General features: G+C 38.8%; 12 protein-coding genes and 5 tRNA genes. All 17 read left to right on the plus strand.

All coding sequences use genetic code 11. The annotated features are described in order from the left end of the window. The first annotated feature begins 19 nt into the window (after positions 1–19). The 17 genes from ACYVJ6_RS03540 (at position 20) to rpoB (ending at position 11,831) form a co-directional block, all read left to right on the plus strand. Complete coding sequence (locus ACYVJ6_RS03540; protein ID WP_460692649.1) at positions 20–775, plus strand: hypothetical protein; 756 nt, start codon at positions 20–22, stop codon at positions 773–775. A gap of 98 nt (positions 776–873) precedes the next feature. After that, on the plus strand, positions 874–1,068 hold the full coding sequence (gene rpsU / locus ACYVJ6_RS03545; RefSeq protein WP_460692650.1) for a 30S ribosomal protein S21: 195 nt from the start codon (positions 874–876) through the stop codon (positions 1,066–1,068). 92 nt (positions 1,069–1,160) lie between these two features. Then, the gene (locus tag ACYVJ6_RS03550) at positions 1,161–2,051 is read left to right on the plus strand and encodes a tyrosine-type recombinase/integrase (protein ID WP_460692651.1); all 891 of its coding nucleotides are present in this window, start codon (positions 1,161–1,163) and stop codon (positions 2,049–2,051) included. Positions 2,052–2,063: 12 nt separating this feature from the next. Next, positions 2,064–2,411 carry a ribosome hibernation-promoting factor, HPF/YfiA family gene (hpf, locus tag ACYVJ6_RS03555; protein ID WP_460692652.1) on the plus strand — a complete coding sequence of 116 codons (348 nt, stop codon included), beginning with the start codon at positions 2,064–2,066 and terminating at the stop codon, positions 2,409–2,411. Positions 2,412–2,669: 258 nt separating this feature from the next. Then, positions 2,670–2,742 (plus strand) — tRNA-Thr (locus ACYVJ6_RS03560). 83 nt (positions 2,743–2,825) lie between these two features. Then, positions 2,826–2,906, plus strand: a tRNA-Tyr gene (locus tag ACYVJ6_RS03565). A gap of 80 nt (positions 2,907–2,986) precedes the next feature. Next, positions 2,987–3,059, plus strand: a tRNA-Gly gene (locus ACYVJ6_RS03570). 119 nt (positions 3,060–3,178) lie between these two features. Next, positions 3,179–3,250, plus strand: a tRNA-Thr gene (locus ACYVJ6_RS03575). Positions 3,251–3,316: 66 nt separating this feature from the next. Further along, positions 3,317–4,504 (plus strand): elongation factor Tu, encoded by a 1,188-nt coding sequence (gene tuf, locus ACYVJ6_RS03580; RefSeq protein ID WP_460692653.1) that lies wholly within the window; start codon positions 3,317–3,319, stop codon positions 4,502–4,504. Between the two features lie 114 nt (positions 4,505–4,618). Further along, positions 4,619–4,689 (plus strand) — tRNA-Trp (locus ACYVJ6_RS03585). A gap of 17 nt (positions 4,690–4,706) precedes the next feature. Beyond that, positions 4,707–4,901: a preprotein translocase subunit SecE gene (gene secE / locus ACYVJ6_RS03590; RefSeq protein WP_460692654.1), complete on the plus strand. Its 195-nt coding sequence runs from the start codon at positions 4,707–4,709 to the stop codon at positions 4,899–4,901. Positions 4,902–4,915: 14 nt separating this feature from the next. After that, positions 4,916–5,458: a transcription termination/antitermination protein NusG gene (nusG, locus tag ACYVJ6_RS03595; protein WP_460692655.1), complete on the plus strand. Its 543-nt coding sequence runs from the start codon at positions 4,916–4,918 to the stop codon at positions 5,456–5,458. A 126-nt stretch (positions 5,459–5,584) separates the two neighbouring features. Then, complete coding sequence (gene rplK / locus ACYVJ6_RS03600) at positions 5,585–6,025, plus strand: 50S ribosomal protein L11 (protein ID WP_460692656.1); 441 nt, start codon at positions 5,585–5,587, stop codon at positions 6,023–6,025. 164 nt (positions 6,026–6,189) lie between these two features. After that, a complete protein-coding gene (gene rplA, locus ACYVJ6_RS03605) occupies positions 6,190–6,888 on the plus strand; it encodes a 50S ribosomal protein L1 (protein ID WP_460692657.1) in 699 nt (232 codons plus the stop codon). 2 nt (positions 6,889–6,890) lie between these two features. Beyond that, the gene (gene rplJ, locus ACYVJ6_RS03610; protein ID WP_460692658.1) at positions 6,891–7,409 is read left to right on the plus strand and encodes a 50S ribosomal protein L10; all 519 of its coding nucleotides are present in this window, start codon (positions 6,891–6,893) and stop codon (positions 7,407–7,409) included. A 59-nt stretch (positions 7,410–7,468) separates the two neighbouring features. Continuing rightward, positions 7,469–7,855, plus strand: coding sequence for a 50S ribosomal protein L7/L12 (gene rplL / locus ACYVJ6_RS03615; RefSeq protein WP_460692659.1), 387 nt, complete (start codon positions 7,469–7,471; stop codon positions 7,853–7,855). Between the two features lie 172 nt (positions 7,856–8,027). Then, positions 8,028–11,831 carry a DNA-directed RNA polymerase subunit beta gene (gene rpoB, locus ACYVJ6_RS03620; protein WP_460692660.1) on the plus strand — a complete coding sequence of 1,268 codons (3,804 nt, stop codon included), beginning with the start codon at positions 8,028–8,030 and terminating at the stop codon, positions 11,829–11,831. Positions 11,832–11,900: the final 69 nt, after the last annotated feature.

Below are 11,900 nucleotides of genomic sequence, written 5' to 3' on the forward strand. Positions count from 1 at the left end.
GATAACCTAAATCTCAAATATGAAATCCATCTTCATCGTTTTTATAATTTGCCTGGTAGTTTATCAGGTTAACGCTCAAAATGATCCAAAAGCTAAAGCGTTTATCAATGAAATAATCATAGCACAAGATATTGCGGATAGCATATCTGTGAGCGAAATGCTTGTTCGTTATAATTTACCAAAAGACCCTCGGCCAAAAGTTAGGCGTGTTTATCAAGATGTTGTGGGCGAGGGTATCACTTATTTGCGTGAAGCTATGCAAGCCAATAAAAATGGTATTGTTTATGGTAGGAGTACTGATAGTTTAATATATATAGATAATGCCGGGAATAAAAGCCGGGTTTCGAGACAAGACACCTATAAAATGCATCCATTGCCGCTTAAAGCCCGTTTTGAACCAATTTTAGCTGATTCGATGAAAATAACTGCAGAGGAGAGAGCCTATATCAACGCTGAAATTGAAAAAATGCAAAAACATACCTGGCAGGAACGCTTGGTTTTAGATGCTCAATTAATTACTGCGGATAGTGTGAAAAAGGTTTTTGACAAGAGTAAAACCGACAAAATGTTTGATGGATGGACCTACTTCAGTAATAAAGGTGTTGATAGGATATACAATTTTAGTGTACCCATATTTTTTAGGAATGATACGTATTGTTTGTTTTATTGCGGATATGGTTGTGGTTGGTTATGCGGTTCGGGTACGGTAACCGTCTACAAAAAAGTTAACGGAAAATGGGAGCCATTCTCGACACTAGCTTCCTGGATAAGTTGATAAGTGACAAAGCCTATATATCTAATTCAAAAACCTGTTTGTAAATCAAAACATTATACGTACATTTGCCGTCCCTGAAAGGAGGTATGTAGGAAATTATGATCATTATTAACGTAAAAGACGGCGAATCATTAGACAAGGCACTAAAACGCTTTAAGAAGAAATTTGAAAAAACAGGTGTTTTAAGAGAACTTCGCAGTCGCCAGGCATTTGAGAAAAAATCCGTAGCACGTCGCCATGAGATTAAACATGCCATCTACAAACAGAACATGAACTTGGATGCTACTGTTTAATTCTTTGTAAAAAAAGAATTTCAGTAATTTCTGATAACATATAAAAAACTATTTGTACATTCCATTATTAAAGGGATGAACAAATAGTTTTTATGTTTTTAGATCGTTTTATCCAATATATTAAATTCGAAAAGCGATACTCACCGCATACGGTATCTGCATACCAATCCGACCTGGATCAGTTTATGCATTTCCTGAATCATCCCGAAATAACAGTTACGCACCCGGCACAAATCACCCATTACCTTATCCGTAACTGGATGGTTGAGTTGATGAACCAGCAGCTTACCGCGCGGTCCGTCAACCGTAAAATAGCCACACTGCGCAAGTACTTTAAATTTTTATTGCAGGATGGGCTGATCACCGTTAACCCCGCATCAAAAATTACCGCGCCTAAAATTCCAAAAAATTTACCGGTAGTAGTTGAGGATGCTAAACTTACAAGCATGCTTGATGATGGCGAGGTGTTTGCCGATGATTTTAAAGGCGTGCGCGATAAGCTGATCGTAGAAATGCTGTTTGGCACAGGCATGAGGTTGTCTGAACTATTGGGAATAAAGGAAACTGACATTAATATATACGAAGGCACCATTAAGGTTTTGGGTAAGCGCAACAAACAACGCATAATACCACTCAATAACGAATTAAAGCTATTGATAAATAAATACCTGGAGTTAAAAAAAAGTGAAAATTTTGATAACAAATCAATAACATTATTCGTTACAAATAAAGGAGCGGACGCATACCCCAAACTAATTTATTTGACGGTGCAGAAATATCTATCATACATATCAACCCAAAATAAAAAAAGCCCGCACGTTTTAAGGCATACCTTTGCCACCAGCCTGTTAAATAACGGTGCCGATTTAAATGCAATAAAAGAATTACTGGGCCACGCCAATTTGAGCGCTACTCAAATTTACACCCATAATTCAGTTGAACGATTAAAGTCTATTTATAAACAAGCCCATCCAAAGGCGTAACAAGGAGGAAACATGAAAATTACTGTGCAATCAATTCATTTCACTGCAGACAAGGGATTATTAGAGTTTATTCAAAAAAAGGTTGATAAGCTGGATACCTTTTATGATCATATTATTAATGGCGAAGTTTATTTAAAGCTGGAGAACGTAGAAGACGAGGCTAATAAAATATCCGAAATAAAAATAATGCTGCCGGGCAACCAGTTATTTGCCAAAGAACAATGCAAAACTTTTGAAGAAGCCACTGATTTAGCGGTAGAGAGCCTGCGTAAACAAATTGAAAAGCATAAAACCAAGAAAGTGATTGCAGCTGAAGCAGTTAAAAAAGCAGTTTTAGCAGCCCAGGAAGAGGAATTTTAAATATAAAATCAATATAAAATTTACCACTGGTCGGCGGGTTTTAAACCCGCCGATTTTTTTTGATAAAAAATTTTGTAGGGCATTAAATATTTGTAAATTTGCAATCCCTTTCGGAGAGGTGTGTAACGCTATTCTTTCCATAAAGAGGTTGGTTCTTTAAAATAAAAAATATTAACCTTATCAACCGGTCGGCGTATTTAGCCGGTTAGTTCCTAAGATCTTGCATTTGGATCAGTTTAGAGAAAAGGTAAAATAAAAGCCTCCTTAGCTCAGCTGGTAGAGCAACTGACTTGTAATCAGTAGGTCATTGGTTCGATCCCGATAGGAGGCTCTGTTTTGATTTCGAAATTCGAATTTTCGATTTCGGATTTTTTAAATTCGAAATTCTAAATCCGATATCCGAAATAAAAACCTGGGGGGATACCAGAGCGGTCAAATGGGACGGACTGTAAATCCGTTGCTTCGGCTACGAAGGTTCGAATCCTTCTCCCCCCACAAAGGGAGTAAGCAGTTTGCAGTAAGCAGCACGCAGTTTAACGCTGTAACTGAAAACTGTAAACTGCAAACTTGTTAAAGCGGAAGTAGCTCAGTTGGTAGAGCGATAGCCTTCCAAGCTATAGGTCGCGAGTTCGAACCTCGTCTTCCGCTCATTCGAATATCGGATTTCGGAATTGAGATTTCGGATTTAGATATTGAAGATTAGAATAAGGAAAGATTTGCCGGGTATTAAAATCCGAAATTGAACATCCGAAATTCGAAATCAACAAGCCGACGTAGCTCAGGGGTAGAGCACTTCCTTGGTAAGGAAGAGGTCATGGGTTCAAATCCCATTGTTGGCTCAAAGTATTATAAAGAGTATATAATAACAGTTTTTAAAATATAAATTAACCAAACAAAAATAAATCATGGCAAAAGAAAAGTTTGACCGCAGTAAACCGCACTTAAACATCGGTACAATCGGTCACGTTGACCACGGCAAAACAACCTTAACCGCAGCTATCACTAAAGTATTAAGTGATGCAGGTTTATCAGAAGCTCGTTCATTTGATTCAATTGACTCAGCTCCTGAAGAAAAAGAACGTGGTATAACAATTAATACAGCACACGTTGAGTACTCAACTGCTAACCGTCACTATGCTCACGTTGACTGTCCAGGTCACGCGGATTATGTGAAAAACATGGTTACTGGTGCTGCTCAAATGGACGGTGCAATTATAGTAGTTGCTGCAACTGATGGCCCTATGCCTCAAACTCGCGAGCACATCCTATTAGCACGTCAGGTAGGTGTACCTTCATTAGTTGTGTTCATGAATAAAGTTGACATGGTTGATGATCCGGAATTATTAGAATTAGTAGAAATGGAAATCCGTGAACTACTTTCATTCTATGATTTCCCTGGTGATGATATTCCTGTTATCCAGGGTTCTGCTTTGGGTGGCTTAAATGCTGATCCGAAATGGGTTGGAAAAATTATGGAATTAATGGATGCTGTAGATAGCTACATTCCAATTCCTCCACGTTTGACAGATCTTCCATTCTTGATGCCTGTTGAGGACGTATTCTCGATCACTGGTCGTGGTACTGTTGCAACCGGTCGTATCGAGCGTGGTGTAATCAACTCTGGCGAGCCTGTTGATATATTAGGTATGGGTGCTGAGAACTTAAAATCAACCGTAACAGGTGTTGAGATGTTCCGTAAGATCCTTGACCGTGGCGAAGCTGGTGACAACGTAGGTTTATTGTTACGTGGTATTGAAAAAACTGATATCCGTCGTGGTATGGTTATTTGCAAACCAGGTTCAGTAACTCCACACACTGACTTTAAAGCAGAAGTTTACGTATTATCAAAAGCAGAAGGTGGACGTCACACTCCATTCTTTAACAAATACCGTCCGCAATTCTATTTCCGTACAACTGACGTAACTGGTGAGATCACCCTTGCTGAAGGTGTAGAAATGGTTATGCCTGGTGATAACGTTACCATCACTGTAAAATTGATCAACGCTATCGCAATGGAAAAAGGTCTGCGTTTCGCTATCCGTGAGGGTGGCAGAACTGTAGGTGCCGGCCAGGTGACTGAAGTTATAAAATAATTTTACCCCGTTTTTTAACGGAGAATAACGGTTAATTTTTATGTAAAGTACCCCGATTTTTATTGGGGTACTTTATCAATATTATAAAGCACCCTAATTAGGGGCAAGGGTTACACGGGAATAGTTCAACGGTAGAATAGAGGTCTCCAAAACCTTTGATCAGGGTTCGAATCCTTGTTCCCGTGCGTAATAAGAAAGTAAAATGGCTAACGTAGCAGAATATATTAAAGAGTCTTACATAGAGTTGACCGAGAAAGTAACCTGGCCAACCTGGAGAGAGTTGCAAAGCAGCGCGATATTAGTATTGGTAGCAGCATTGATCATTGCTATGTTAATATTTGGTATGGACCAAATTATTGGTTTGGTATTGAAGAAGTTTTATAGTTCACTGGCTTAATTTTTAGATAAGAGATGAGTGATCAGTTAAAATGGTACGTAGTTAGAGCCATCAGCGGTAAAGAAAAAAAGGTTAAGCAATATATAGATGCCGAGATTAGCCGTTTAGGTATCACACATTTGGTTCCGCAGGTATTAATACCTACAGAAAAATATTACCAGATGCGCGATGGTAAAAAGATAGCTAAAGAGCGTAACTTTTTTCCGGGATATGTGTTGATGGAAGCTGAGTTAGGTGGCGAGATTGAACATATTATAAAAAATATAAATAGCGTAATTGGATTTTTGGGTGATAAAGCCGGAAATGCAATTCCACTACGTCAGGCAGAAGTTAACCGTATTTTAGGTAAGGTTGATGAGATGAGTGCACAAGGTGAAACCATGAATGTGCCTTATTATGTTGGCGAAAACGTAAAAGTAATGGATGGACCTTTCAACGGGTTTAGCGGGGTGATTGAAGAGGTTAACGAAGAGAAAAAGAAATTGAAAGTAATGGTAAAGATATTTGGCCGCCGTACGCCGCTTGAATTGAATTACATGCAAGTAGAGAAAGAGTAGTTAATATTTCGGATTTCGAATTTTCGATTTCGAATTTTATATAAAAGCATTGGGTGTTAAAACCTAATAAACAAATGTTACATAGCTTCCACTTTATAACATTGAATAATTAAATAAAAAAGCAAAATGGCAAAAGAAGTCGGTGCGATGGTGAAACTGCAAGTGAAAGGCGGTGCTGCAAATCCATCACCTCCAATTGGACCTGCATTAGGTGCAAAAGGGGTGAACATTATGGATTTCTGCAAGCAATTCAATGCACGTACCCAGGATAAACCTGGTAAAGTGTTGCCTGTGGTTATTACCGTTTATGTTGACAAGTCTTTCGATTTTATCATTAAAACTCCTCCTGTTGCGATCCAGTTATTGGAAGTATCAGGTTTAAAAGGTGGTTCGGCCGAGCCAAACCGTAAAAAGGTTGCCAGTGTAAACTGGGATCAGGTAGAGGCTATTGCTAAAGATAAAATGACTGATTTGAATGCATTTACAGTAGAATCAGCCATGAAAATGGTAGCCGGAACGGCTCGCAGTATGGGAATAACCGTATCAGGTACGGCTCCCTGGAACTAAATAATTTCGGATTTCGGATTTTCAATTTCGAATTTAAAAATTGAAAAGAAGAAGATGAGATTAGGAACATTTCGAACAAAGAAAAGGATAAAAGAGTAAATCCGACATCCCACATCCGAAATTCGAAATAATTAACAAAAATTTATACAAATCAGTTTAAGACAGTGGCTAGATTAACAAAAAATCAAAAAGTGGCACTCTCCAAAATTGAGGCTAATAAAGCATACACATTACAAGATGCAACAGCATTGGTAAAAGATCTTTCTACTACCAAGTTTGATTCATCAGTTGATATAGATGTACGTTTAGGTGTTGACCCACGCAAAGCCAATCAAATGGTACGTGGTATAGCAACATTGCCTCATGGAACCGGTAAAACTGTACGTGTATTAGTACTTTGTACTCCTGATAAGGAACAAGAGGCTAAAGACGCAGGTGCAGATTACGTAGGTTTGGATGATTATATTGCCAAAATTGAAGGTGGGTGGACTGATGTTGATATTATCATAACTATGCCTAGTGTTATGGCTAAAGTAGGTCGTTTGGGTCGTGTACTCGGACCACGTAACTTAATGCCTAACCCTAAATCAGGAACAGTAACTACCGAAGTTGGTAAAGCTGTAACTGATGTAAAAGGTGGTAAGATCGATTTCAAGGTTGATAAAACCGGTATCATCCATGCCTCAATAGGAAAAGTATCTTTCCCTGCTGATAAAATTTATGAGAATGCTTTAGAAGTATTGCAAACTATCTCTAAATTAAAACCATCATCAGCGAAAGGAACATATTTTAAGAGTATCCATATCTCTTCAACTATGTCACCAGGAATTGAAATTGAAACTAAAACAGTAGCGGGGATCTAATCATGAATAAAGAAGAAAAACACGATCTTGTTCTTGCCCTTACTGAACAAATTAAAGATTTCGGTAATTTTTATATTACTGATACATCTGATTTGACGGTTGCCAAGATCAATGACATTCGTCGTAAATGTTTCGAAAGCGACATTACGATGCAAGTAGCAAAAAATACCTTAATTAAAAAGGCTATGGAAGCTGCTGGCGGTGATTTTAGCCCAATGTTTGATGTATTAAAAGGATCATCATCTATTCTTTTCTCTAAATCAGCAACTGCTCCGGCAAAGTTGATCAAAGCGTTAAGAAAACAAGGTGATAAGCCGATTTTAAAAGCAGCTTACATTGACTCAGCAATATTTGTTGGAGACAATCAAATTGACACTTTGATCAAATTAAAATCAAAAGAGCAATTAATTGGCGAGATCATTGGATTATTACAATCACCTGCTAAAAACGTTGTTTCTGCCCTACAATCAGGCGGTAACACTATTGCGGGCCTTGTAAAAACTTTACAAGAAAGAGGTTAAACGAACACCTATAAAGTTCGATTTTAAACAAAAGTATTAAAGTAAAAAAATAAAATAAAATGGCGGATTTAAAAGCGTTTGCTGAACAGTTGGTAAACTTAACAGTAAAAGAAGTAAACGAATTAGCTCAGATCTTAAAAGACGAGTATGGTATTGAGCCTGCTGCTGCAGCTGTAGCTGTTGCTGGCCCGGCTGCTGGTGGTGGCGATGATGCTCCTGCAGCTGCTGCAGAACAAACTGCATTTGATGTTATCCTGAAAGAAGCAGGTGGTCAAAAATTAGCAGTTGTTAAATTAGTAAAAGACTTAACCGGTCTTGGTTTGAAAGAAGCAAAAGATCTTGTTGACGGTGCACCAAAAGAATTAAAAACAGGTGTAACTAAAGAAGAAGCTCAATCTCTTAAAACTCAGTTAGAAGAAGCCGGAGCAGTAGTTGAGGTTAAATAAGTTAACCACAGTACTTATAGCATCAGACTCCGACCATTTTGGTCGGGGTCTATTGCTGTTTATAAAGGTTTAGATTGTAAATACCTATACTGAAATACAAATTATCTCAGTATCAAGCATCTAAACATTACATGTCTACATAAGGTTATTAATAAACTAAAACTAAAATACCTTGGCAAACAATAATAATCAAAGAGTAAACTTTGCAACCAGCAGAAAGGTACTTGATTACCCGGATTTTTTGGATGTACAGTTACAGTCTTTCCAGGAATTTTTTCAATTAGAAACTACTTCAGACAACCGCTATAAAGAGGGGTTATTTAAAGTATTTGCCGAAAATTTTCCGATCTCAGATTCAAGAAACATCTTTGTTTTAGAGTTTCTTGACTACTTTATTGATCCGCCACGTTATGATATACGCGAGTGTATTGAACGCGGATTAACTTACAGCGTACCGTTAAAAGCAAAACTTCGCTTATCATGTAATGATGCCGAGCACGAAGATTTTGAAACCATTGTACAGGACGTTTATTTGGGTACTATCCCTTACATGACGCCTAAAGGTACTTTTGTTATTAATGGTGCCGAACGTGTAATTGTATCACAACTACACCGTTCACCAGGTGTGTTTTTTGGCCAAAGCCGTCACACCAACGGTACAAAATTGTACTCGGCCCGTGTTATTCCTTTTAAAGGATCATGGATTGAGTTTGCTACAGACGTTAATAACGTGATGTATGCTTACATTGACCGTAAAAAGAAATTCCCGGTAACTACCTTATTGCGTGCTATCGGCTATGATTCAGATAAAGACATTTTAGAATTATTTGAACTGGCTGATGAAGTAAAAGTTAGCAAATCTGGCTTGAAGAAATTCATTGGCCGTAAGCTTGCTGCAAGGGTACTTAAAAAATGGGTTGAGGATTTTGTGGATGAAGATACCGGTGAAGTTGTTTCTATCGACCGTAACGAGATAATCCTTGAGCGCGAAACCGTGTTGGAAGATGACCATATTGATATGATCATCGATGCCGGTGTTAAAACCATCATCTTAAATAAAGAAGATGCAGCGACCAGCGGAGATTATACCATTATATACAATACTTTACAAAAAGATACTTCAAACTCTGAGAAAGAAGCGGTTGAGCATATCTACCGTCAATTACGTAACGCTGAACCACCTGATGAGGAAACTGCTCGTGGTATCATCGATCGTTTGTTCTTCTCTGATAAGAGATATGATCTGGGTGATGTTGGTCGTTACCGGATCAACCGTAAATTAAAATTAAGCACATCAGACGAGACTAAGGTTTTAACTAAGCAAGACATTATTGCTATTGTTAAATACTTGATCAAGTTGATCAACTCAAAAGCCGAGGTGGATGATATTGATCACTTGTCAAACCGTCGTGTGCGTACAGTAGGTGAGCAGTTATACGCCCAGTTTGGTGTTGGTTTGGCTCGTATGGCACGTACAATACGTGAGCGTATGAACATCCGCGATAACGAGGTATTTACGCCAACTGACTTAATTAATGCACGTACCCTATCTTCTGTGATCAACTCGTTCTTCGGAACTAACCAGTTATCACAGTTTATGGATCAAACCAATCCACTGGCAGAGATTACGCACAAGCGTCGTCTGTCGGCCTTAGGCCCAGGTGGTTTATCGCGTGAGCGTGCCGGTTTTGAGGTTCGTGACGTACACTATACCCACTACGGTAGATTATGTACTATTGAAACTCCGGAAGGACCAAACATTGGTTTGATATCATCACTTTGTGTACACGCCAAAATTAACAACCTGGGCTTTATTGAAACTCCGTACAAACGTGTGGTTGATGGTAAAGTACAGGTTAATGAGCCGGTTATTTACCTGTCTGCAGAAGATGAAGATGGTAAAACTATTGGCCAGGCAAACGCAGTTTATGATGATAAAGGCGAGTTTGCTACACCAAAGGTAAAAGCACGTTTTGAAGGTGACTTCCCTATTATTGAGCCGGAAAGACTTGATTTGATGGATATTGCACCTAACCAAATTACGTCGATTGCAGCTTCATTGATTCCGTTTTTGGAGCATGATGATGCTAACCGTGCGTTGATGGGATCAAACATGCAACGCCAGGCCGTACCATTATTGCGCCCTGAAGCGCCAATTGTAGGTACAGGTTTGGAAGGCCGTGTAGCAAAAGATTCACGTACATTGATCAATGCCGAAGGTGATGGTGTTGTTGAGTATGTGGATGCTAACGAAATAAGAATTAAATATGACCGTAACGAGTTAGATCGTTTGATCTCATTTGACGGTGATAGCAAGAGCTATATCTTAACCAAGTTCAAGAAAACCAACCAAAGCACTACCATCAACCTTAAGCCAATTGTTAAAAAAGGCGAACGCGTTGAAAAAGGACAAGTACTTTGCGAAGGTTACGCTACACAAAATGGCGAGCTTGCATTGGGTCGTAACCTTAAAGTGGCATTCATGCCTTGGCAAGGTTACAACTTTGAGGATGCGATCGTGATTTCTGAGCGTGTAGTATCGCAGGATATATTCACTTCTCTTCACGTTGAAGAGTTTGAATTAGAAGTGCGTGATACTAAACGTGGTGAAGAAGAGTTAACTCCGGATATTCCTAACGTATCAGAAGAAGCTACTAAAGATTTGGACGAAGACGGTATTATCCGTGTTGGTGCCGAAGTTAAAGAAGGCGATATCCTGATAGGTAAGATCACTCCGAAAGGCGAATCCGATCCTTCTCCGGAAGAGAAATTACTACGTGCCATATTTGGTGATAAAGCAGGTGATGTTAAAGATGCATCATTAAAAACTCCGCCTTCAATTGCGGGTGTGGTTATTGATACCAAATTATTCTCACGTGCTAAGAAAACTACTAAGGCAGAAGAAAAAGCACAAATAGAAAAACTTGATGCTAAACATGATAAAGCGGTTAAAGACCTTAAATCAACCTTAATTGAGAAGTTGTTTGAGATAGTGAATGGTAAAACATCACAAGGCGTATTCAATGTTTACAAAGAGTTACACGTACCTAAAGGCGTTAAATTCACTCAGAAAATTCTGACTGAATTAAACTACGAGAACATCAACCCAACTAAATGGACAACTGATGACGACAAAAACGAGCAGATAAAAACTTTGCTTCATAACTACAACATTAAAGTTAATGAAGAATTGGGTGCTTACCGTCGTGATAAGTTTGCTATTAGCGTAGGTGATGAGCTGCCATCAGGTATAGTACAAATGGCTAAAGTTTACATCGCTAAAAAACGTAAGTTAAAAGTAGGTGATAAAATGGCGGGCCGTCACGGTAATAAAGGTATTGTTGCACGTATTGTACGTGACGAGGATATGCCTTTCTTAGAAGACGGAACACCGGTTGATATTGTGTTGAACCCACTGGGTGTACCTTCACGTATGAACCTGGGCCAGATATATGAAACTGTATTAGGATGGGCCGGTAAAGAGCTGGGCATGAAATTCGCAACTCCAATTTTTGATGGTGCAAGCCATGATGAAGTGGAAGAGTGGATCAAAAAAGCAGGCTTACCAGAATCGGGCCGTACCTATTTATACAATGGTTTAACCGGCGATCGTTTTGATCAGCAAACTACGGTAGGTATTATCTACATGCTGAAATTAGGTCACATGGTTGATGATAAAATGCACGCACGTTCTATCGGGCCATACTCGTTAATTACACAACAACCATTGGGTGGTAAAGCCCAGTTTGGTGGTCAGCGTTTTGGTGAGATGGAGGTTTGGGCACTGGAAGCATTTGGTGCATCAAACATACTGCAAGAAATATTGACCGTTAAATCGGATGATGTTATTGGCCGTGCTAAAACTTATGAGGCTATTGTTAAAGGTGAAAACTTACCAACGCCTTCAGTTCCTGAATCATTCAACGTATTAGTTCATGAATTAAGAGGTTTAGGTTTGGATATCACTTTAGAATAATTAGTGAATTAGTGATTGAGTGAATGAGTGAGTAAAATCATTCCATTCACTCAATCACTCAATCACTCC

It is taken from the genome of Mucilaginibacter puniceus (genome assembly GCF_054783175.1).